Consider the following 19,596-nt stretch of genomic DNA (forward strand, 5'->3'; position numbering starts at 1 on the left):
GATCCGGTGAGGCGCGCCGCGCGCGGTTGCCGTGGCCGCTCGAGGAGAACGTTGTATGCCGCAGTTCGAGTTGTCCCAGGAGGTCGTCGACACATTCGCGGAAGGTGAGGTGCTGCGGCTGGACGCCCAGCCCGTCGACTACGCGATCGTCGCCCTCTATTTCGTCTTCGTCCTCGGAATCGGGCTGCTGGCCCGGCAGCGGGTGTCGTCCAGTATGGACTTCTTCCTGTCCGGGAGATCATTGCCGGCGTGGGTCACCGGCCTCGCGTTCATCTCCGCCAATCTCGGCGCGGTCGAGATCATGGGTATGTCGGCCAACGGCGCCGAATACGGGTTCCCGGCCTTCCACTACTTCTGGATCGGCGCGGTCCCGGCCATGCTGTTCCTCGGCGTGGTGATGATGCCGTTCTACTACGGCTCCAAAGTGCGCAGCGTGCCGGAATTCATGCGGCGGCGCTTCGGCACCGGCGCCCATCTGGTGAACGCGCTCAGTTTCGCTGTCGCGCAGGTGCTCATCGCCGGGGTGAACCTGTACCTGCTCGGCACCATCCTCAACGTCCTGCTCGGCTGGCCGCTGTGGATCTCGGTGATCGTCGCGGCGATCATCGTGCTGTCCTACATCACCCTGGGCGGTCTGTCGGCGGCGATCTACAACGAGGTCCTGCAGTTCTTCGTCATCGTCGCGGCGCTGCTGCCGCTCACCCTGATCGGCCTGCACCGCGTCGGCGGCTGGGACGGCCTGCAGGACAAGGTCGCCGCCTCCCCCGGCGGCGCCGAACAGCTGGACTCCTGGCCGGGTAACGCCCTGTCGGGTTTCGCCAACGATTTCCTCTCCATCATGGGCATCGTGTTCGGCCTCGGTTTCGTCCTCTCGTTCGGCTACTGGACCACGAACTTCGTCGAGGTGCAGCGGGCGCTGGCCACCCATTCCATCGCCGCCGCGCGCCGCACCCCGATCATCGGCGCCTACCCGAAGATCTTCATCCCGCTCATCGTGATCATCCCCGGCATGATCAGCGCGGTCCTGGTACCGCAGATGGCCGACTACAAACAGGCGGTCACCGCGAATCCGGACGTCCAGAGCGACACCACCTACAACCAGGCGCTGCTGTACCTGATGAAAGAGGTACTGCCCAACGGATTGCTGGGTGTGGGCCTGGCCGGCCTGCTGGCCGCGTTCATGGCCGGTATGGCGGCCAACGTCTCGGCGTTCAACACCGTGTTCAGTATCGACCTGTGGCAGCAGTACGTGGTCAAGGACCGGCCGGATACCTACTATCTGACGGTCGGCAGGCTCGCCACCGTGGGCGCCACCGTGGCGGCGATCTTCACCGCGTTCATCGCGGGCGGGTTCAGCAACATCATGGACTACCTGCAGACGCTGTTCAGTTTCTTCAACGCCCCGCTGTTCGCCACCTTCATCCTGGGCATGTTCTGGAAACGGATGACGCCCACGGCAGGCTGGACCGGCCTGGTATCCGGCACCGCCATCGCGGTCACCATCTTCGTGCTGAACGAGACCGGCGTGTTCTCACTGTCGGGCCAGGGCGTCAGTTTCGTCGCCGCCGGCGCGGCGTTCGTGGTGGATATCCTGGTCAGCGTGGCGGTCACCCTGGTGACCGCGCCGAAACCGGCGTCCGAGCTCGTCGGACTGGTGTACTCGGAGACCCCGAAGGAACTGCGCACCGATCCGGAGGCCGCCACCCTGCCCTGGTATCAGCGCCCGGTGCTGCTGGCGGGCATCGCGCTGGTGCTCGTGATCGTCCTCAATATCGCCACCGGATAGGAAACCACCGTGCTCTTCGATATCCGTACCATCGTCGGCGGCCTGCTCGGTCTCTACGGCATCGTGCTGGTGATCATGGGATTCTTCCACGACACCGCGGCGGAGGAGGCCAAGACCGGTGGTATCAACGTGAACCTCTGGGCCGGGCTGGGCATGGTCGTCTTCGCCGTGGCATTCCTCGCCTGGGCCCGGCTCCGGCCGGTCGTCGTCGACCGGCCGGACCCCGGCGCCGAGATCGAGGAGCCCACGAGCTGATCCGCGATTCCCGCGGCGGGACCGCAGGCGATCACCGCCCGGTATCCGGGCGGTGGAGTCGGTCCGGATCCGCCGTCAGTCCGGGAGGCCGATGGCGAAGCCGATCGCGATGAGCAGGCAGCTGATGATGGAGACGGCCACGATGATCCACATGCGGTCAGCCTACGAAATCGGCTCACCGAACCCGGTACCGGGTCGGCCACACCGGCGCGGCACACACCGCCGCGCCCGGCCGTCAGGGCACGACCTCCACGACATCACCCGGGTTCAGATAGTGGTAGACCGCGACGGCGCCGGGTTCGGTCAGGCGGATACACCCGTGTGACTGGTGTTCCACCGGCCCGATATGGAAGGCGATATCGTTGTTGAAGAAGACGGCATAGTGCATCGGTGCGTGGTGCATGGTGCTCCAGTGATACGGCCGTTTGAAGTCGACATCGAATACGCCGGGCGGCGTCTCGAAGCCGGGCATCCCGTGCGACATCGGGGTCGGGCCGTAGACCACCTTCCCGTTGTCCATCAGCCAGACCTCGTTCGAGGACAGCCGCAGGCAGGCCCGGGCGGCCGGGGAACACGGCGCCTGGGTCGGGATGATCGCCGGGGCGCCGGGCACATTCGGTCCGTTGGGCCAGAGCGGATCGGCGACCGCGGGCGCGGCGGGCGCGAGTACCGCCGCGAACCCGGCGAGCAGGGCCAGCCTGCGCATTCGATGGGAAAACCGTCCGTTGGTCATCTCGTGTCCACCTCTTCTCTCGATCCGCCGCCGCCTCCGGCGAGGGATGGCAAATTCCGAGCGAAACTACGAGAAACTTCGAGAACTCTCCGACGGTACAGTCATTCCCCGCGTTGCGGGCCGCAATCACCGGAGGTACGCCGGTTCGGATACGAATCGGCGTCGGCACAACACGGCCCGCAAACGATCAGGCAACACTCCAGCTATCGGTCGCGGCGCTGCGACGCCGGCCCCGCCGGCGTCGCTGGTAGAACACCTCCTCCACCGAGACGTTGGGCACCTGCTCGACGATCGCGGCCAGTGCGCCGTCGAGTTGCAGTTCGGTGATCCGCCGGTGCAGCCCGGCCCGCCGTTCGGCGGACAGTTGCGCCCATATCGCACCGATCCGCTGTTGCGCCGGGACCTCGGCGAGCGCCAGCAACCGGAGCAGCTCCGGCCACAGGTCACCGGCGTTGGCGACCTCCGGGAGTTCGGCGATCCGCTCCTGCGGGATCCGCGCCACCAGTCCCGCGACATACCGCTGGACATCGGGATGGGTGCGTTCGGTCAGCAACAGCAGACCCCGCCACGGTCCCGTCTCGAAGGCCACGATCAGCGATTCCACGATCGCGATCAGGGCCGCGGTGTTCGCGAAGATCGGGTTCATCGCCATACGCTGCAGCCCCGATGTGCTCATCTTGGAGACGAACGTCATCAGCTCGGGGGCAGCGCCCCGCTGGATGGTGTGGGCCGACAGTTTACCCAGGGCCTCGGGGGCGGCCAGGGACAGCAGGATATCGCCGATCTCGCCGACCACGACCGCGTCGGCCCGCGACATCACCGAGATCGCGGCCTCCTGCAGTTCCGGCGAGCCGGCCAGCACCGTCTCCATCATCCTCGGGATACGCCGGGACCGGCCGTCCAGCAACTGGCGCAGTATGTTGCTGATCGCGGTCGCGTTGTACGCGTAGGCGGCGGAGAAGATGATGCCCTCGTCGTCGAGGGTGCCCTGTTCGACGGCGGCCACCATTTTCGGAGTGGCGTAGGCCAGGAAGGGCCCGGCGGTGATGTGGTCCTTACGGCGCAGCACCTCGTTGACGATGGCCACCAACGGCTCCGAGGCCATGATGTCGCCCAGCTCGCCGAGCGCCTTGGGATCCACATAGGGCGTGCAATCCGCGGCGTATTCGGTTTTGAGCATGGTCAGCGTATCGGCGGCGGCGTCGGGATATTCGACCCCCACGGCCCCGGCGGCCCGCCCGGTCATCATGGGCGGCACGATGCGCTGCACCAGCGGCAGCGAAACCGTGAGCGGGATGATCGGGATCAACCGGCCGATGCGTTTGAACATCTCACCGTGATAGGCGAATATCCGGCCCGATATCCGCTGTTCGAGTTCGTTCAGGTGTTCGGCTCCGAGCCGCTCCAGATAGGAGATGCGTTCGACCGGGACGTGTAGCGTGCGAGCGAGCAGAATCATCTGCGCGCGGGTTACCAGATCGCTCATTTCTCGAGTAGATCCCCGAACATGATCCGGCGCGTGATCGCTTTGAACGGTGGCGGGAAGAAACGGATCATACCGTTGACGGCCTTGATGAGCAGATCCTTCTCCTGCTGCTGAGCCGCTCGGAACAATCCGAGCAGATCCTCGACCTCCCGGTCGGAAAGCATTTCCGAGGCTGCGGTGGGTCCGTTCAGTTCGCGGACGAGTTCAGTTTTGGCACTCATTCTGCTCCTGTGTCTCAATCGAAGGCCGGCAGCCGCGAAACCACCGCCGACCCCAGGTACTACCCGCACGACGATATGCCGAATCTTCATGCAGGTAAGCGCATTCACAACTGGCGTTACCCGCCTGCAATTTGGTGTGTCTCACATCGCCCGGTTCCGGTGACGCTACCCCAGCGGTCCGGCGCCGGTGGCCCGCGCTCGCGGCGCTGCCGGGACCTGGCGCGCAACACGTTTCCCGCGAGTGCCGGACAAGCACCCCGGAGGCACCTACTATGGGGTGTAGTAGATATCGATCCGCCGGTTCGCCGCGGACACGATCATGGGGAGGATTCATGGAAACGATCACTGTCGAGCGCACCATCGCCGCATCCACGGCATCGGTTTTCGACTGGATCAGCGATGCCCACAACTACACCCGCACTCCGCTGGTACTGCACGAACGGCTGGCGACACCGGGAGAGGGCGCGCCCTACGGCCGGGGCGCGGTCCGGTTCCTGGTCTGGTTCATCGGGGTGTTCTGGGAACGGATCACCGCCTACGACCCGCCGCATTCGTTCGAGTACCACGTCTACCGCAGCATTCCGCCCGCCCGGCACGAACACGGCCGGGTCGAGGTCATCGACACCCCGGCCGGAGCCCGGGTGGTGTGGACCACCACCGTGCAGTTGCGCATACCGCTCGCCGGCGCGATGCTCACCCGCCGGGTGGCGCGGCCCCTGCTGAACTACGCCTTCGGCCGGGTACTCGAGGTCGCCGACCGCGATCTCACCGGGTCCTCCACGGCCAAGTGACGGCGCAGGAACAGCAACTGGTGCTCGACCGCCGCCTCGAAGAGCGGGTTGCCCGGCCAGACCCCGAAGTGGTCGCAGGGGTAGTGCCGGACCTCGGCCCGGGCCGCGAACGCGGCCGCCGCCGCGGCGTGCGGCGGCGCGCCCCGGTCGAAATCGGCGATCTGCATCAGTACCGGGAGATCCAGCTCGGCGGCCGCGCGGGCCGGCCGGTAACCCGGAAGCTGGAGCAGCACACTCGAATCGATCTCGTTACGCCAGGTGGGCCCGGCCAGCGCCCGATAGGCCTCGGCGTAACCGTCCAGTGCCAGCGCGGCCGTCTCTCCCGGCGCTCCGACCAGTGGGATCAGGCCGCCGCCACCGGTCAGCGCATCCAGGCGGCCGCGTAGCGCCGCCACCGTACCCCGCGCGGTGGCCGCCACCCCGCCGTGCCGGATCGCCAGCGCGGCGGCGGCACGGCCGTCGACCAGCGGGGTGAGCGATACGAGAGCGGCCAGTGCGGCACGAGCGGTGCCGGATTTCCCGGCGGTGGCGCGGGCGGCGGCCCCCGCCGCCAGGACATGCCCGCCCGACAGCGAGACGCCCCACAGGATCACCCGCCGGGGATCCACCCCGGGCAGGTCCGCGGCCGCCCCGATCGCGGCCCGGTAGTCGGCGAGCTGTTCGGCCATCCGGATACGTTGCCGGGGAGTGCCGCCGCTGGCGCCGAAGTACCGGAAATCGAAGGCCAGCACGTCTATTCCGGCGGCGGCGTAGGCCCGGGCGAAGGGTTCCAGGCCGGAGTCCTTGGTGCCACCGAAACCGTGGGCCATCACGGCCACGGGCCGCCCGGCCGGACCCTCGAGCGCGCGGGAGGCCGCGGGGAAATGCCAGGCGTGGCAGTCGTCGGAGCCGGACCGGAAGGTCAGGTCGGTCCGGCCGGTCGCGGTGGCGCCGTCCGGTATCCGGTGCAGGGTCATACGTGGTTCCTCGCGATGGTGGATGCGGCGGTCACCGGCAGCGCGCTGCCGCCGGGGCCCGGGTGATCGCTGCCGTAGATCGAACGCAGCCAGACACCGACCACAGATTCGATATAGCTCTCCCGGTCCAATTCGACGCCGTAGGTGAGGCGTTCGAGGAGACGTTCGTTGAGCAGCAGCAGGACATCGGCCAGGGCGGTGGCGTCACCGCCGGCGGGCGCGCGGCCCGTGGCCCGTTCGTTCTCGATCATGGCCGCGATGGACGGGATGAACTCCTGGCGATCGGACTCCCACAGATCGTGAATCGCCGGGGAGACACTACGCGCGGTGAGGACCGCGCGGTACAGGTGCCGGTGGCGGTCCCAGAAGCCCACGAGCCCGCGGATCGTCGTCTCGATCCGCTCGGCCGGCGCACCGTCGCCCACCAGTATGTCGTTGACGCGGAACACTTCCTCGTAGCCCTGTTCCAGCGCCGCGGCCACGGCGGCGGCCTTGTTCTCGAAATAGAAATAGAACGCCGAGCGGGTGAGGCCCGCGCGCCGGGAGATCTCGGCGATATTGATCGGCTCGAGCTGCCCGCCGTTCTCCCGCAGCAGATCGTCCAGCGCGCTCAGCAATGCCGCGCGGCGCTGGTCGCCCCGCTGCGGGGACCGCCGATCGGTCCGCGGTCGCGCGCTCATCCCGGCAGCCCGGATACCGCGCGCCGGGCCCGGCGCCGGCCGGCCGGGATCTCCGAGAGCCGCAGATCCCGCTCGTAGACCCAGTAGTCCAGCTGCTGAGTGTGCCGCGGGCGGTCGACGATATGCCCGGTGAACCGCTGCTGATCGGATTCGATGACCTGCCGCATCGTTTCCGCCGCCGGTGGCAGGTAGTGACCGGCCGCGTAGGCGGCCACCAGCCGGGCCTGGCACTCCACGAAGGGAAACAGCGTCGGGAAGGGCTGAGCGAATCCCACGAACGCGAGATTGTCGATACCCGGCGCGAAAATCCGCTTGTAGAGCGATATCCGGTTGTCCGGCGCGCTCAGGAACGCCGGATCGAAGAAGGGAAAGGTGATGTTGTAGCCGGTGCAGTAGATGATGACATCGAAATCCTGCCGCGTTCCGTCCTGGAAATGCACTGTGCTGCCGTCCAGCAGGGTCACATCGGGTTTCGCGACCACGTCACCGGACCCCAGCCGCAGCGGCAGTTCCACCGATTGGGTGGGATGGGCCTCGAAGAACTTGTGATTCGGCTCCGGCAGACCGTATTTCACCGGGTCACCCGCGACGAGCGGGGTGAACATCTGGGTCAGTTTGCGCTGCCAGGACAGCGGCACGTAGGGCACGGTCCGGAAATACCGGTCGGCCGGGGTGCCCGCGAAATACTTCGGCACCACCCAGGCGCTCGACCGGGTGGACAGCCAGACCTCGTTGTCCATTGCCCGCGAGGACAATTCGACGGTGATATCCGCGGCGCTGTTGCCGATCCCCACGATCAGGATCCGCTTGCCGTAGAGGTCCAGTGGGGTCCGGGGGTCGATATACGAGTGCGAATGGATGGATTCCCCGGTGAACTCGCCCGGGAAATCCGGGAACCGCGGATCCCAGTGGTGACCGTTGGCGACGACCAGCCGATCGAAATTCCGGACCTCCCCGGATCCGGTCGTGACCTCCCAGCCCTCGGCAGTGGGCCGGGCATGCTCGACGCCGTTGCCGAATTCGATCGAACGCTTCAGATCGAACGCGGCCGCGTACCCCTCGAGGTACTCCTTGATCAGCGTGTGGTGCGGGAAGTCGGGATAGGAGTCCGGCATCGGATAGTCGCGGAACGAGAGCTGATACTTCGAGGTGTCGATATGCAGCGATCGGTACGCGCTGGAATGGCCGTTCGGATTACCGAAGGCCCAGTTCCCGCCGATGCGGTCCGAGGATTCGAAGCAGGTGTACGCAATGCCGTAGTCGCCCAGCATCTTCCCGGTGGTCAGGCCGCTGATACCCGCCCCGATCACGGCAACGGTGGGTTCGGGCATACGACCTCCTGCACACAGCCCCGCCGCGGCGACGCGCTTCCGATGATCCGAGTGACCTCGGTCACAAGCGACCATAGGTCCAGAGTTGACAGGTGTCAAGAAAAATTCACCCTTGTCAGTGACCCGATCCCGGGCCTACTTTCGTGAGGCACGTCATAGTCGCCGGCCGGGAGGAACCCCATGCGAGCACTACAACTCACCGAACCCGGCAGGCTGGAGCTACGTGAGGTCCCCACCCCGGAGCCCGGTCCGGGACAGCTCCTGATCCGGGTCGGCGCGTCCGGGATCTGCCATTCCGATCTGCATGTGCTGCATCTGCCGTTCAAGGTGCGCGAGGAGCCGCTGACCCTCGGCCACGAGATCGCCGGCACCGTCGCCGCCCTCGGCGCGCATGTCGAGGGGCGCGAGATCGGTGACCGCGGCCTGATCTATCTGTGCTGGTCGTGCGGGATCTGCCCGGAATGCGTGAGCGGGAACGAGAATGTCTGCCGCGCGGCCGGGCGGGTCGCCATGCCGCCGTGCCCCGGGCTCGGACCCGACGGCGGGATGGCGGAGTACGTCGTGGTGCCGGCGACCTCGTTCATACCGATCGGCGATATGGATTTCGTCGCCGCCGCGCCGCTCGCCGATGCCGCGCTCACCAGCTATCACGCCATCCGCGGCGCCCGCGATCAGCTGCGGCCGGGCGCGACCGCCGTGGTGATCGGCGCCGGCGGGCTCGGCCATGTGGGCATCCAGATCCTGCGGGCGCTGAGCCCGGTGCGCGTGGTCGCGGTGGATTCCGATCCCGGCAAACTGGAACTGGCCGCCGAATGCGGTGCGCACGAGGGGCTCCCGGCCGGTGACGACACCGCGGCGCGGATCCTGGAGATGACCGGCGGCCGCGGCGCCGAGGCGGTTTTCGATTTCGTCGGCGTCGACGCCACGGCCCGGCTCTCGGTCGAATGCGTCGGCCCCAACGGCGCCTACCGGATGATCGGATTGGGCGACGGCGATCCCGGTATCACCGCCGGACCGGCCGGCGGTCCCGGACTGCCGTGGGGCGCGACCGTGCGTAAATCCTATGGCGGCACCCGCCGCGACCTCATCGAGAGCGTGGCCCTGGCCCGGGAGGGCCGGATCCGGGCCCGCACCGAACAGTTCCCGCTCGCCGACGGCGCGCGGGCCTACGCCCTGCTCGAGCAGGGCCGGATCCGCGGCCGGGCGGTGCTGGTGCCCTGAGGCTATTCGCCCCGGGCGGCCGCCCACATATTGCTGAGCAGGGTGTGGCTGGGAGTATCCGCCAGCGACTGCGACGATTCGTAGATCCGGACGTAGGACGTCGCGTGGATCCGCCAGATCCCGTCGGCGCCGCGCCGGTAGCGGTCGGTGTAGTAGCCGGAACCGCGGATCAGCACCCCGAATTCGGTGGCCAGCACCGTGTCCTCGAAGAGCCAGCTGCCGGTCGCGGTATCACCGTCCACGGCGATCTCCGGATGGTTGGCGACATGGGTGGTCACGATGCCGGGGCCCATGTTCGCGCGCATGAACTCCACCACGGCCTCGCGCCCGTCCAGCGTGAGTTCGCGGCCCATCGCATGGGTGCCGTAGCGGGCTTCGATCTCCGGGTCCAGGGTGTCCGCGAAATCGTCCCAGCGTTTCAGGTCCAGAGTGCGGAAGTAGCGGTATTTGAGACCGCGGAGAAGCTCGAGTGCCTGCAGATCCATGCAGCCACCTTGGCACGAGCACCCGCTATCGGCAAGAACATGTTCTAGTTTTGGCGCCGCCGCTCGCCCGGCACGACCCGGTTTGCCGCCCGCGGTCCGTGGTACAGCGCCGATAGGCAACCGAAGTGGCCGGCGTTCCGGTCTCGTCCACACCGGCGTCGCGCCGCATCCCCCGCGAGCGACGGAGACGACGTATGAACAGCGATCGGATACTGACCGATGCCTTCGAGCGGATCCGGGAGGCGGTGCACGACTCGGTCGACGGGCTCGGCGAGGAGGCGCTGAACTACCGCGCCGATCCGGGCGCCAACTCCATCGCCTGGCTGATCTGGCATCTCACCCGCGTCCAGGACGAACATCTCGCCGAACTCGCCGGCAGCGAGTCGCTGTGGACCGGGCGCGGCTGGTTCGAGCGATTCGACCTGCCCATCGATCCGCGGGCCACCGGTTACGGCGACACCGCCGACGACGTGGCCCTGATCCACGCCCCCGCCGAACTCCTGACCGGCTACTACGATGCCGTCCACGCCCGGACCCTCGGATACCTCGGCACACTCTCCGGCCGGGACCTGGACCGGGTGATCGATACCGCCTGGGACCCGCCCGTCACGGTCGGAGTGCGGCTGGTCAGTGTGATCGCCGACGATCTCCAGCACGCGGGCCAGGCCGCCTACCTCCGGGGCATGCTGTCCCGGACACCGGCGGACGCGGACGCCGGGCGGTGAACAACGATTATCAGTCGCGGAGCGCCTGCTCCCGCAGCCACCCGAGGGTGCGGGAGAGGATCCGCGAGATATGCATCTGCGAAACCCCGAGCCGCTCGGCGATCTGCGACTGGGTCTTGGACTCGAAGAACCGCATCCGCAGCACCTCGCGCTCACGGTCGGACAGCTCACCGAGCAGCGGTTCCACCGCCAGATAGTCCTCCACCCAGCCGTAGGAGGGCTCGTCTGCGCCCAGCGAATCCCGCAACGGCAGCGCGCCCGAATCGCCGTCCTCGCCGGCCGGCGCGTCCAGGGAGGAGGTCTGGTAGGCATTACCCGCGATGAGGGCCTGGGTCACCTCCACCACGTCGATACCGAGCTCGGCGGCGATCTCGCTGGCCCGCGGCATCCGGCCCAGCCGCTGCGACAGCGACTCGACCGTGGGGCCGAGGTTCAGCTGGATCTCCTTGACCCGCCGCGGTACGCGCACCGACCAGGTGTTGTCGCGGAAATGACGCCGGACCTCCCCCATGATCGTGGGGACGGCGAAGGACAGGAACGACGAACCCCGGGACACGTCGAAACGGTCCACGGCGTTCAGCAGGCCCACCCGCGCCACCTGCAGCAGATCGTCGTAGGTCTCACCGCGCCCGGAGAACTTCCGGGCGATGTGCTCGGCCAGCGGCAGACAGCGACCGAGGATCTCCTCACGCAGGCGGGACCGCTCCGGATCGTCGTCGGCGAGTGCCGCCAGAGTGGAGAAGAGTGGCTCGATATCGTCGTAGCTGTCGTTGCCGCGATGGCGGCGCGAAGGCCCGGGGTCCGCCCGCGGTCCCTCATGCCCCATCGGCGCCTCCTCTGTACCAGCTGAATTCGACCTCGGTGGGGTATCCACCGCCGGAGATGTCGTACGGATGCTGCACCACGTGAACCGACCGGGTGAGCGTGCGCACGATATGCCAGCCGAAGCCCTCCTGATCCCGGAGCGTGTCGGTCATCGACATCGAGGTTACGCGCACGGTCATGCGATGTTCGTCGTAGTCGAAATCACAGCCCAGCGTCGTTTCGGGCACGGCCACGGCGATCAACGAGGTGGCCACCTCGTCGAGGGCGAGGCGGATATCGGTGACCTCGTCCAGGCCGAAGTCCGCGATCAGCGAGACCGTCTCGGCCAGCGCGCGCAGCATGACGAGTTGCTCGTCGCGGGCCGGTACCCGCACGCCGATCGTCGTCGTATCCGCCGACGTCGTATCCACAGAGTCGGAGACACTCTCCGCCATGCGCACCACCACCTCGTTCCTGCGGCCCGCCGCCCGGCGGCCGGCCGCTGCTGGGCTCTGACACCCCCGTGACCGTCGGTGACGCCGCGTTTGTCTTCCTCGGTTGTCGCCCTGAATTCTCACATGCGCAGTTACCCGGGCAGACCGCGCCGAAACCCCCGGCCGCGTCTCACTGCCCGTCGACCCGCTCGTGCACGGTCAGCAGCAGATGGTCGAATTCGGACCGCAGCCCCGGCGAGACCCGCTCCACCGAACTCAATTCGGTCACCAGGCGCCCGGCCAGCACCCGCAGTTTGGTGTTGGTCTCCTGCGAGCGCCAGGTGAGCACGCGGAACGCCTGCTCGGCGCTGATCCCGTACACCAGCATGAGCGCGCCCTTGGCCTGTTCGATCACCGCGCGCGCGGCATAGAGTTCGGGCAGCGCGTCCTGCAGCGTTTCCTGCCGTTCCTCGCGCAGGGTGGCGGTGAGATCGACGTAGTAGCCGGTGGAGCCGATCACCCGGCCGTCGTCATCGGTGATGGTGTCGGCCACGACCAGAACCTGGCGGGTGTTGCCGGCCGTATCGATGATCCGGTGCCGGCTGCAGAACGGTGTGCACTCCGATACCGACTGCGCCAGCGCCGCGGCCACCTGGGCGCGGTCGTCGGGGTGTTTGTGCGAGAGCAACGTCTCGGTACTGGGCGTCATCGGCTCCGGCGGGTACCCGTGCATCCGGGCCACGCCCTCGGACCATTCCCAGCGCTGGTCGGCGAACCAGAATTCGAACGCGCCCGCGCACTGATCCTCGCCGAAGTCCGGGTCGAGGACCTCCGAGTCACCGGCGCCGTCTCCGTTACGTTGCGTCACGCTATGAGTATCGACTGTCCCCTGTCGGCGCGCGACCCCCGGTCCGCCGCAGCGGGCCGGGGGCCGGGGGCCGAGCTCACGGCCGCAGTGCGGCGCGCAAGGTCGGGTAGTAGCGGAACTGGTGGCGAACCCCCACCACCTCCAGGGCGCGTTCGACCTCCCTACGGCCGCTGACCAGCCGCAATTCCACCCCGGCGGACCGGGCGTCACGTTTGGCGGCGGCCAGGATCATCGCCGCCCGCAGGCTCATGAAAGTGGTGGCCCGCAGGTCCAGCACAACCGTCCGATGGCCGCCGTCGCCGCATCGGCGCAACAGTTCGCGGAAGTCGTCGTGCAGCACCGCGTCCAGCTCACCCTCCACCCGGGCGATCACCCAACCGGCCTGGTCGGTGCTGGGCCGCGACCAGGTACGACCCGGTATCGAGGGGCGCGGGCTGTGCTTGCGGTGATGGTCGACCTGGTACAGCGTGGTGGTAACCGACATATCAATCCCGTCCGTGTGGTGGGGATTTCCGGTGGCGTGACGACTGCGAAGACTTCGGCGGGAGTACGAACGTCGGCTCCCACCCGGCGAGCCCGGGCAACCGGCGGACGCGGCACCGGGATCGGCTGCGTGTTTTCAACCTGCGAACCATTTTGGCACGCGCCGCAGCCGCTGTACACCGCTCGCTTCCGGCCGCCGACCGGCCGCCGACCGGGCATCGGAGAGCGGGTAACACGTTTACATCCCGGAGAGCAGGCTATTGCGAGGGCACCGGCCGGTGCCGCGACCGGCGGACGGCGACCCACGAACGGCGCCACCGCGCGTGATGCGGCCTACCTTGCCCGCCCGCCGTGCCGGGGTCGCCACGAAAGGTTGGAGCCATGGTCGAAACACTCTCCGCGGCCGGCCGCACCGATCGCGGTGCGCCGCTGCCGCTGCCCAGGGGGCCGTTGTCGGCGGAGCTGCTGACCGCACTGACCGCGGAACCCGGCGGTCCGGTACCCGCGGCCCCGGCGGATCTCGACCCGTTCGGCGACGACCTGCATCTGACCCTGCACACCTGCTACGAACTGCACTACCAGGGCCTGCGGCAGGTGGATCCGGAGTGGGAGTGGGATCCCGGCCTGCTGACGCTGCGGGGTCAACTGGAGCGCCGGTTCCTGACGGCCCTGCGCGCGGAGGTACCCGGCGGGAACGACGTGGACACCGAACTGGAGCGGCTGCTCACACCACCCGCCGGCGGCGGGCTCGCGCGCTATCTGCGCGACGAGGGCACCTGGTGGCAGGTACGCGAGTATTTCGTGCAGCGTTCGCTCTACCACCACAAAGAGGCGGATCCGGTGGTCTGGGTGATCCCGCGACTGCGTGGTCAGGCCAAGGCGAGCCTGGTCGCGGTCGAGTACGACGAGTTCGGCGGCGGCCGCGGAGACCGGGTGCACGCCCGCCTCTACGCCGATCTGCTGCGCGGCGCCGAACTCGATGACGGCTACCTCCACTACCTCGACGTCATCCCCGCTCCGATGCTGGCGCTGGTCGATATGATGTCGCTGTTCGGCCTGCACCGCGCCCTGCGCGGCGCGCTGGTGGGACATTTCGCGGCGGTCGAGATCACCTCCTCGCCGGCGTCGGGGGTCCTGGTCGAGGCGCTGCGACGGGTGTCCGCGCATCCGGACTGCCTCCGGTTCTACAGCGAGCACGTGACCGCCGACGCCGTGCACGAACAGGTCGTGCGCCGCGATGTCCTCGCCGACCTGCTGCGCCGGGAACCCGGATTGGCCGAATCGGTGGTCTTCGGTATCCAGGCCACCGATGTCCTCGAGGACCGCTTCACCGATGCGACCCTGCGATGCTGGGACCGCGGGGACAGTTCACTGCGGACGTCGGGGCGGTGAGGCCGGTGCTGGTTCGTGCCCCGGGCGTATACCGGCCGCAATCCGATACCTGGCTGCTGGCCCGCGCCATGAGCGAAGCGGCCCTGCCCGCGGGCGCGCATGTGCTCGACGCCTGCACCGGGACCGGCGCGCTGGCCATCCACGCCGCGCGCCGCGGCGCCGCCCGGGTGACCGCGGTCGACCTGTCCCGCGCCGCGGTGGCCTCCGCATGGCTCAACAGCCGGCTGCACGGCGTCCGCCTGGAATTGCTCTGCGGTGATATCACCCGGGCGGTCGACGGCCGCCGGTTCGATGTGATCCTGGCCAACCCGCCGTATGTGCCGAGTGACCGGCCGGGCCGGCCCAGCGGAGCCGCGCGCTCCTGGGACGCCGGCCGGTACGGCCGGTCACTGCTGGATCCGCTCTGCGCCATGATGCCGCGCCTGCTCGGAATCGGCGGTATCGCGCTGCTCGTGCATTCCGCGGTCGCCGACCCCGGTGCGAGCCTGCGGCAGTTGCGGGCGGGCGGTCTGAAGGCCACGGTGGTCGCGCGCACGATGATCCCGTTCGGGCCGGTGATGTGGGATCGCAGCGGCTGGCTGCGCACCCACGGGCTCATCCGGCCCGAACAGCGGCACGAGGAGCTGGTGGTGATCCGTGCCGACCGGACCCGCTGATATCCCACCCGATCCCGACGCCCTGCTCGCCGCGGTCCGCGGCCGGGCGGCTCGCGGGGAGGCGAAAGCCGCGGACGGCGGATCCGGCCGCGGCGAGGAGCGATCGGCGCACCCCGAACCCTCCGGGCCGGACGGCGCTCGGCCACGGATCGTCAGATTCATGCCCGACGGACCGGCCTTGATCGAGGGTCCGGTGGAACTGATCGATACCGAGGGCAACCGGGTGCGTGCCGACCGTTTCCTGGTGGCGATCTGCCTGTGCAGACGCTCCCGCGCCTACCCCCTCTGCGATACGAGTCATCGCCGGCACCGCCGTCCGCCGGCGTCGTGACCTGATTAGCCGCCACCGTTACGGGTAGCCGCTCCCTATGGCCCCGAGGCACCAGCAGCAGCCGCGCGTCCATCCGGGCCGGCCACGCTCTGACGCGTCCGGGACCGGCGGAAGGAGTGGGGCAGATGCGGATCGCTGCCGTCGGAGATATCCACTTGGGCACGGAGTCACGCGGGTCGTTGCGCCCGGCGCTGCGGGAACTACCGGAGCGCGCCGATGTGCTGCTGCTCGCCGGTGACCTGACCCAGCACGGAACCCTGGACGAGGCCGAGGTCGTGGCAGCGGAATTCACCGAGGTGGGGGTGCCGGTCGTCGCGGTTCTGGGCAATCACGACCATCACAGCGACGCCGAGCACGACATCACCGGTCTGCTGGAAGGCCACGGAATCACCGTGCTGGAAGGCTCGGCCACCACACTCGAGATCGGCGGCCGCACACTGGGTATCGCCGGGACCAAAGGGTTCGGCGGCGGTTTCGCGGGCGCGTGCGCGAGCAGGTTCGGGGAACGCCTGATGCGCGAATTCGCGGGCCACACCCTCGAATCGGCCGCGGCGCTGGACAGTGCGCTGGGAATCCTGGATACCGACGTCACCGTCGCGCTGACCCACTACTCCCCCGCGCGTGAGACGCTGCACGGCGAGCCGCGTGAGCTGTACCCGTTCCTGGGTTCCCATCTGCTCGCCGCACCCATCGACCGGCACCGCGTGGATCTCGCGATACACGGCCACGCGCACGCCGGGACCGAATCCGGCACCACCCCCGGCGGTACCGGCGTGCGCAATGTCGCGCGGCCGGTCATCCGCAGGGCGTTCGCCGTGTACGAACTGCCCGACCACGCGGAGACCGGGCGCCCACCGGGCCGCGCCGCCGTGACCTCCTGATCGCCGGGCTCCCCCCGAGTCTCGGCCGGTTCCTGCCGTACGACCGATGCGGCGGCCGCCCGGAGGCGACCGCCGCATCGGCGTGTACTCGGTTACCGGTGTCATCACCGGCGGGCTACGGATCAGGCGCCGGAGTCCGTTGTCCGGCCCTCGCCGGAGCCCTGCTCACCACGCTGCTTACGCTCGGCCTCCGCGGCTTCCAGGCGCGCGTCGTGGGCCTCGGCCTCCTTTTCGGCGGCGGTCCGCTGCGAGTCGCCCTTCTCCTGCTGGGCCTTGCCCTCGTCACGCAGGGAGTCGTTGTCGAGAATCGCTCCCGCGGCCTCCTTGACCTTGCCCTTCGCACCTTCGACGACACCTTCGATGCCCTCTTCGACGTTCTTGCGCTCGGCCACTCGATCCACCTCCGAGATATCGGTTGTTCGGTCGGATACCGGGCGCGTACCCGGGGTCGCGGGCTTCAATCCGCGAAAATCCCCCGACCGGCGGTGTCCCCACTCACAGGGTGCGGCGAGCCGCATCGGCGCGGTCTACGGGGCGAACGCCGCCTCGATCCCGTCGAACCACGCCGATTCCTCGAACAACCGGGTACTGCGCCAGCCGTCGGACGTACGCACCAGATCGTGGTTGTACCAGCCGCCACAGGTGAACTGGCGGCCCGGGGACACGATCATCGGATTGAAGAACATGGCCCGCACCTTCGCGGTGTCACCGGCCAGCTCGACCGCGATATTGGAGATGAAATGCTGGGTCCGGGAGAAGAGGGCCAGCTGTTCGGTCAGCGTGGTGACCACGGTCTCGAGATCACCGGCCGGACCACCGGCGCTGGTGTAGTCGATCTGCGCGTCCGGGGTGAACACGGAGCGGTACAGCGTCCAGTCCTTGTCGTCGACCGCGGTCGCGTAGCGGGTGAGCAGATCGTCGATCTCGATACGGTCGGCGAGGGTCCGTGCGTCCATCCCTCCATACAACCGCACCGCCGGGCTCCGGCGCGGCGGTATGGGCTCAGCGCCCGCCGAAGATACGCCGCCACCACCGGGCCGGTTCGCCGGTACGCGCGGTAGCCGGCGGACCGTTTTCCGGTCGCCCGGCGCCGCGCATCCCGGCCCGCGCGGCCTCCGCGGTGGCACGCCAGGCGCGCACCACTTCGTCGGCGTCCACCGGCGCGATCGGCACCTGCGGACCGGTGGGCATACGCAGCCAGTCGACCACGCGACGGTTGAGTTCGGCCACCGTCTCGCGGACGTCGGCCTCGCCCGGCAGTTCGGCCACGACCTCCGGTAATCGCTCGATCTCTCGCCGCAGTTGCAGCGACGGCGGCAGCATCAGATCGCCGCTCACACCTTCGCGGCGCAGATAATCACGCAACCAGGCATTCTCGTCGTGATACGGATTGCCCGCGCCCGGAAGCGGCCGGCCCGCACCCCTCAGGTTCTCGAACTCGCCGCGGTCGGTGGCTTCCCGGATCTTGCGGTCGACCCAGGACTCGAAATCCACCCCGGCCGGTTTGCGCCCGGTGGGCGGGTGCTCGGACATCGTGCCTCCTCACCGTCTGATTCCACGGTAGTGCGTGCCCGCACCGGGAGGCGGCACGATATCCGGCACCGGCCGGTCGGGCCGCGCCGCTCAGGCGCCGTTGGTGGAGGTACTGCGGGTGCGCCCGGACCGGGCCTTACGGCGTTCGGCCTGGAGTTCGGCCAGTTCCTGTTCCAGGATGTCGGCCACCCGGAACTGGCCGGTGTCGTAGCCGTCGGAGTTGCGCACGACGTCGAGGAACTCGTCGGTTTCCTTGTCCCCGGACATCTTGCCGTTGGACGTGGAGTTCCGTTTCTGCGTGAGCTTCTTGGTGACCGCGGACGCGGGTTTGGTGACCGGGAGTTCATCGGTCACGTCCGCTGGTTTCGAGGCCGCTGAACCCTCATCGAACAGCGGCGAGTTGGTGGCCATTTCATCCAGTAGCGAACTGGTCCGGCCGATCAGACCCGACGTGACCTCCGCCAGATCACCGGAACGGCGTTTTCCCGAATCACCGGCTTTACCCTCGGACCGGAAGGCCGATCCGTTCGAGGACGCCGCGGGGACCGTGTCCTTCTTCGCCGCTTCCAAGGCCGCCGGTTTCGACGCGCCGGCGGACTCGCCGATCGGCAGCGTCGTCGAGGCCTCGGCCGCGAGGGAGGCCCGGTGCACATTGACCCGGTGCAGGTTGTTGCGGATCTGCTCGGCCGGGTCCGGCAGCACCCGGACCTGGTCGGTCGCGCGCAGGATCGCAGTGCCGTAGCGGTTGCTGACGGCGTCGTGGATGAGCAGGGCCACACCGATCATCACCGGCGCCACCGCGTGCACCGCGACGTCGTACCAGTCGCCCGCCCGCACGTACGGATACGTGTTGAGTCCCACGGTCAGCGTCAGCAGCGCGATCTCCGCCGCCGCCACCTGTTTCCGGTTGTTGATCACACCCCATTCGGCCACCTTGTTGGTGCCGATCATGATGATGATCAGGCAGGCGCTGATCATCGCTTCCAGCAGGTAGCTGAACCAGAACAGGGGATCGCTGGCACCGGTGGGCGCGATGTTCTGCTGGACGTTGACCGCCGACCACAGCATGCCCGCGGCGACCACGCCTGCCAGCGCACGCAACGACCAGGACCGATGGCGGTACAGCGATGCCAGTTTGGCATGCGGGCTGGACTCACGGCGTTGCGCGGCGATGGCCTTGCGGGCGAGCAAGAGGTCGCGCATATCCGCCTTCTCGATCTGCTCGGTGGTCTGCCTGGCCCGATCGTTGGCGGAGGATACCGCCTGGATCTCCTTCCAGCGTTGACCGCGCTCCTGCTCCCGGATGCGCTCGGCGAGATCACGTTCGGCGCTCAGCTCCGACTCGGACAGCGCCTCGGTGAGCGCCGGGTCGAACTGATAGGCCAGCCGGCTGCGGGCGTGCTCGACCCGCTGGGCCAGCTTCGTGACATCGTCCTCAACGGGCTCGACAGTCATTTACGGCTCCCGCCTCGGTTGATTCGATGGCAGACAAGTAGTCACGCCGGGGTACGGTACCGCGCTTTGCTCCGCTGTGCACCGTCACG

The 19,596-nt window shown here is 68.4% G+C and carries 24 protein-coding genes; 9 read left to right on the forward strand and 15 right to left on the reverse strand.

What is annotated here, in order from left to right; genetic code table 11:
- The first annotated feature begins 55 nt into the window (after positions 1–55).
- Complete coding sequence (locus tag ACZ6SF_RS24650) at positions 56–1,786, forward strand: sodium:solute symporter family protein (protein WP_466064857.1); 1,731 nt, start codon at positions 56–58, stop codon at positions 1,784–1,786.
- 9 nt (positions 1,787–1,795) lie between these two features.
- Positions 1,796–2,041 carry a hypothetical protein gene (locus tag ACZ6SF_RS24655; RefSeq protein WP_466064859.1) on the forward strand — a complete coding sequence of 82 codons (246 nt, stop codon included), beginning with the start codon at positions 1,796–1,798 and terminating at the stop codon, positions 2,039–2,041.
- 235 nt (positions 2,042–2,276) lie between these two features.
- On the opposite strand, the gene ACZ6SF_RS24660 is transcribed toward ACZ6SF_RS24655, so the two are convergent.
- The 3 genes from ACZ6SF_RS24660 to ACZ6SF_RS24670 form a co-directional block, all read right to left on the reverse strand.
- The gene (locus ACZ6SF_RS24660; RefSeq protein WP_466064861.1) at positions 2,277–2,774 is read right to left on the reverse strand and encodes a L,D-transpeptidase; all 498 of its coding nucleotides are present in this window, start codon (positions 2,772–2,774) and stop codon (positions 2,277–2,279) included.
- Positions 2,775–2,961: 187 nt separating this feature from the next.
- On the reverse strand, positions 2,962–4,260 hold the full coding sequence (locus ACZ6SF_RS24665; protein ID WP_466064862.1) for a hypothetical protein: 1,299 nt from the start codon (positions 4,258–4,260) through the stop codon (positions 2,962–2,964).
- Positions 4,257–4,481 (reverse strand): hypothetical protein, encoded by a 225-nt coding sequence (locus tag ACZ6SF_RS24670; RefSeq protein WP_466064864.1) that lies wholly within the window; start codon positions 4,479–4,481, stop codon positions 4,257–4,259. The genes ACZ6SF_RS24665 and ACZ6SF_RS24670 overlap by 4 nt, the downstream gene beginning before the upstream one ends.
- Before the next feature lie 332 nt (positions 4,482–4,813).
- Between ACZ6SF_RS24670 and ACZ6SF_RS24675 the strand changes: the two genes are divergently transcribed.
- On the forward strand, positions 4,814–5,272 hold the full coding sequence (locus tag ACZ6SF_RS24675) for an SRPBCC family protein (protein ID WP_466064866.1): 459 nt from the start codon (positions 4,814–4,816) through the stop codon (positions 5,270–5,272).
- Here the strand turns inward: ACZ6SF_RS24675 and ACZ6SF_RS24680 are convergent.
- Genes ACZ6SF_RS24680 through ACZ6SF_RS24690 form a run of 3 tightly spaced genes read right to left on the reverse strand, consistent with a single transcriptional unit; the run spans position 5,206 to position 8,239 of the window.
- On the reverse strand, positions 5,206–6,228 hold the full coding sequence (locus tag ACZ6SF_RS24680; RefSeq protein WP_466064868.1) for an alpha/beta hydrolase: 1,023 nt from the start codon (positions 6,226–6,228) through the stop codon (positions 5,206–5,208). The genes ACZ6SF_RS24675 and ACZ6SF_RS24680 overlap by 67 nt on opposite strands.
- A complete protein-coding gene (locus ACZ6SF_RS24685; protein ID WP_466064870.1) occupies positions 6,225–6,908 on the reverse strand; it encodes a TetR/AcrR family transcriptional regulator in 684 nt (227 codons plus the stop codon). The genes ACZ6SF_RS24680 and ACZ6SF_RS24685 overlap by 4 nt, the downstream gene beginning before the upstream one ends.
- Positions 6,905–8,239 (reverse strand): flavin-containing monooxygenase, encoded by a 1,335-nt coding sequence (locus tag ACZ6SF_RS24690; RefSeq protein ID WP_466064872.1) that lies wholly within the window; start codon positions 8,237–8,239, stop codon positions 6,905–6,907. The genes ACZ6SF_RS24685 and ACZ6SF_RS24690 overlap by 4 nt, the downstream gene beginning before the upstream one ends.
- A gap of 180 nt (positions 8,240–8,419) precedes the next feature.
- Between ACZ6SF_RS24690 and ACZ6SF_RS24695 the strand changes: the two genes are divergently transcribed.
- Positions 8,420–9,460 (forward strand): NAD(P)-dependent alcohol dehydrogenase, encoded by a 1,041-nt coding sequence (locus ACZ6SF_RS24695; protein WP_466064874.1) that lies wholly within the window; start codon positions 8,420–8,422, stop codon positions 9,458–9,460.
- Positions 9,461–9,462: 2 nt separating this feature from the next.
- On the opposite strand, the gene ACZ6SF_RS24700 is transcribed toward ACZ6SF_RS24695, so the two are convergent.
- Positions 9,463–9,945, reverse strand: coding sequence for a nuclear transport factor 2 family protein (locus ACZ6SF_RS24700; protein WP_466064876.1), 483 nt, complete (start codon positions 9,943–9,945; stop codon positions 9,463–9,465).
- A gap of 194 nt (positions 9,946–10,139) precedes the next feature.
- Here ACZ6SF_RS24700 and ACZ6SF_RS24705 point away from each other — a divergent pair, with 194 nt between their 5' ends.
- Positions 10,140–10,670 carry a mycothiol transferase gene (locus tag ACZ6SF_RS24705; protein WP_466064878.1) on the forward strand — a complete coding sequence of 177 codons (531 nt, stop codon included), beginning with the start codon at positions 10,140–10,142 and terminating at the stop codon, positions 10,668–10,670.
- A gap of 10 nt (positions 10,671–10,680) precedes the next feature.
- On the opposite strand, the gene ACZ6SF_RS24710 is transcribed toward ACZ6SF_RS24705, so the two are convergent.
- The 4 genes from ACZ6SF_RS24710 to ACZ6SF_RS24725 form a co-directional block, all read right to left on the reverse strand.
- Positions 10,681–11,496, reverse strand: a complete 816-nt coding sequence (locus tag ACZ6SF_RS24710) for a SigB/SigF/SigG family RNA polymerase sigma factor (protein ID WP_466064879.1) — start codon at positions 11,494–11,496, stop codon at positions 10,681–10,683.
- Positions 11,486–11,929 (reverse strand): ATP-binding protein, encoded by a 444-nt coding sequence (locus ACZ6SF_RS24715; protein ID WP_466064881.1) that lies wholly within the window; start codon positions 11,927–11,929, stop codon positions 11,486–11,488. Before ACZ6SF_RS24715 ends, ACZ6SF_RS24710 begins: the two co-directional genes overlap by 11 nt.
- Before the next feature lie 169 nt (positions 11,930–12,098).
- Positions 12,099–12,776 carry a PAS and ANTAR domain-containing protein gene (locus tag ACZ6SF_RS24720; RefSeq protein ID WP_466064882.1) on the reverse strand — a complete coding sequence of 226 codons (678 nt, stop codon included), beginning with the start codon at positions 12,774–12,776 and terminating at the stop codon, positions 12,099–12,101.
- 76 nt (positions 12,777–12,852) lie between these two features.
- Positions 12,853–13,260 carry an STAS domain-containing protein gene (locus tag ACZ6SF_RS24725; RefSeq protein WP_466064884.1) on the reverse strand — a complete coding sequence of 136 codons (408 nt, stop codon included), beginning with the start codon at positions 13,258–13,260 and terminating at the stop codon, positions 12,853–12,855.
- Between the two features lie 380 nt (positions 13,261–13,640).
- On the opposite strand from ACZ6SF_RS24725, the gene ACZ6SF_RS24730 reads away from it, so the two are divergent.
- The 4 genes from ACZ6SF_RS24730 to ACZ6SF_RS24745 all read left to right on the forward strand — a co-directional run bounded on the left by ACZ6SF_RS24730 (position 13,641) and on the right by ACZ6SF_RS24745 (position 16,519).
- Positions 13,641–14,651 (forward strand): iron-containing redox enzyme family protein, encoded by a 1,011-nt coding sequence (locus ACZ6SF_RS24730; protein ID WP_466064885.1) that lies wholly within the window; start codon positions 13,641–13,643, stop codon positions 14,649–14,651.
- A 5-nt stretch (positions 14,652–14,656) separates the two neighbouring features.
- Positions 14,657–15,307 carry a HemK2/MTQ2 family protein methyltransferase gene (locus tag ACZ6SF_RS24735; protein ID WP_466064886.1) on the forward strand — a complete coding sequence of 217 codons (651 nt, stop codon included), beginning with the start codon at positions 14,657–14,659 and terminating at the stop codon, positions 15,305–15,307.
- The gene (locus tag ACZ6SF_RS24740) at positions 15,288–15,638 is read left to right on the forward strand and encodes a CDGSH iron-sulfur domain-containing protein (RefSeq protein ID WP_466064887.1); all 351 of its coding nucleotides are present in this window, start codon (positions 15,288–15,290) and stop codon (positions 15,636–15,638) included. The genes ACZ6SF_RS24735 and ACZ6SF_RS24740 overlap by 20 nt, the downstream gene beginning before the upstream one ends.
- Positions 15,639–15,763: 125 nt before the next feature.
- The gene (locus ACZ6SF_RS24745; RefSeq protein ID WP_466064888.1) at positions 15,764–16,519 is read left to right on the forward strand and encodes a metallophosphoesterase family protein; all 756 of its coding nucleotides are present in this window, start codon (positions 15,764–15,766) and stop codon (positions 16,517–16,519) included.
- Between the two features lie 122 nt (positions 16,520–16,641).
- Here ACZ6SF_RS24745 and mbp1 read toward each other — a convergent pair whose 3' ends face one another.
- The 4 genes from mbp1 to ACZ6SF_RS24765 all read right to left on the reverse strand — a co-directional run bounded on the left by mbp1 (position 16,642) and on the right by ACZ6SF_RS24765 (position 19,507).
- On the reverse strand, positions 16,642–16,911 hold the full coding sequence (gene mbp1 / locus ACZ6SF_RS24750) for a microaggregate-binding protein 1 (RefSeq protein ID WP_466064951.1): 270 nt from the start codon (positions 16,909–16,911) through the stop codon (positions 16,642–16,644).
- 135 nt (positions 16,912–17,046) lie between these two features.
- Positions 17,047–17,475 (reverse strand): nuclear transport factor 2 family protein, encoded by a 429-nt coding sequence (locus ACZ6SF_RS24755; protein WP_466064889.1) that lies wholly within the window; start codon positions 17,473–17,475, stop codon positions 17,047–17,049.
- Positions 17,476–17,521: 46 nt separating this feature from the next.
- The gene (locus ACZ6SF_RS24760; RefSeq protein WP_466064890.1) at positions 17,522–18,052 is read right to left on the reverse strand and encodes a DnaJ family domain-containing protein; all 531 of its coding nucleotides are present in this window, start codon (positions 18,050–18,052) and stop codon (positions 17,522–17,524) included.
- Positions 18,053–18,142: 90 nt separating this feature from the next.
- Entirely contained in the window at positions 18,143–19,507 is a 1,365-nt protein-coding gene (locus tag ACZ6SF_RS24765; RefSeq protein WP_466064892.1) for a hypothetical protein, read from the reverse strand.
- Positions 19,508–19,596 lie beyond the last annotated feature (89 nt).

This window comes from Nocardia sp. NPDC049935 (assembly GCF_055586645.1).

What these genes read in the sequence shown, in the direction of transcription:
- ACZ6SF_RS24650 (WP_466064857.1), top strand. Translation starts at nt 56, where the DNA reads ATGCCGCAGTTCGAGTTGTCCCAGGAGGTCGTCGACACATTCGCGGAA.
- ACZ6SF_RS24660 (WP_466064861.1), bottom strand. Translation starts at nt 2,774, where the DNA reads ATGACCAACGGACGGTTTTCCCATCGAATGCGCAGGCTGGCCCTGCTC.
- ACZ6SF_RS24665 (WP_466064862.1), bottom strand. Translation starts at nt 4,260, where the DNA reads ATGAGCGATCTGGTAACCCGCGCGCAGATGATTCTGCTCGCTCGCACG.
- ACZ6SF_RS24670 (WP_466064864.1), bottom strand. Translation starts at nt 4,481, where the DNA reads ATGAGTGCCAAAACTGAACTCGTCCGCGAACTGAACGGACCCACCGCA.
- ACZ6SF_RS24675 (WP_466064866.1), top strand. Translation starts at nt 4,814, where the DNA reads ATGGAAACGATCACTGTCGAGCGCACCATCGCCGCATCCACGGCATCG.
- ACZ6SF_RS24680 (WP_466064868.1), bottom strand. Translation starts at nt 6,228, where the DNA reads ATGACCCTGCACCGGATACCGGACGGCGCCACCGCGACCGGCCGGACC.
- ACZ6SF_RS24685 (WP_466064870.1), bottom strand. Translation starts at nt 6,908, where the DNA reads ATGAGCGCGCGACCGCGGACCGATCGGCGGTCCCCGCAGCGGGGCGAC.
- ACZ6SF_RS24690 (WP_466064872.1), bottom strand. Translation starts at nt 8,239, where the DNA reads ATGCCCGAACCCACCGTTGCCGTGATCGGGGCGGGTATCAGCGGCCTG.
- ACZ6SF_RS24695 (WP_466064874.1), top strand. Translation starts at nt 8,420, where the DNA reads ATGCGAGCACTACAACTCACCGAACCCGGCAGGCTGGAGCTACGTGAG.
- ACZ6SF_RS24700 (WP_466064876.1), bottom strand. Translation starts at nt 9,945, where the DNA reads ATGGATCTGCAGGCACTCGAGCTTCTCCGCGGTCTCAAATACCGCTAC.
- ACZ6SF_RS24705 (WP_466064878.1), top strand. Translation starts at nt 10,140, where the DNA reads ATGAACAGCGATCGGATACTGACCGATGCCTTCGAGCGGATCCGGGAG.
- ACZ6SF_RS24710 (WP_466064879.1), bottom strand. Translation starts at nt 11,496, where the DNA reads ATGGGGCATGAGGGACCGCGGGCGGACCCCGGGCCTTCGCGCCGCCAT.
- ACZ6SF_RS24715 (WP_466064881.1), bottom strand. Translation starts at nt 11,929, where the DNA reads ATGGCGGAGAGTGTCTCCGACTCTGTGGATACGACGTCGGCGGATACG.
- ACZ6SF_RS24725 (WP_466064884.1), bottom strand. Translation starts at nt 13,260, where the DNA reads ATGTCGGTTACCACCACGCTGTACCAGGTCGACCATCACCGCAAGCAC.
- ACZ6SF_RS24730 (WP_466064885.1), top strand. Translation starts at nt 13,641, where the DNA reads ATGGTCGAAACACTCTCCGCGGCCGGCCGCACCGATCGCGGTGCGCCG.
- ACZ6SF_RS24745 (WP_466064888.1), top strand. Translation starts at nt 15,764, where the DNA reads ATGCGGATCGCTGCCGTCGGAGATATCCACTTGGGCACGGAGTCACGC.
- ACZ6SF_RS24755 (WP_466064889.1), bottom strand. Translation starts at nt 17,475, where the DNA reads ATGGACGCACGGACCCTCGCCGACCGTATCGAGATCGACGATCTGCTC.
- ACZ6SF_RS24760 (WP_466064890.1), bottom strand. Translation starts at nt 18,052, where the DNA reads ATGTCCGAGCACCCGCCCACCGGGCGCAAACCGGCCGGGGTGGATTTC.
- ACZ6SF_RS24765 (WP_466064892.1), bottom strand. Translation starts at nt 19,507, where the DNA reads ATGACTGTCGAGCCCGTTGAGGACGATGTCACGAAGCTGGCCCAGCGG.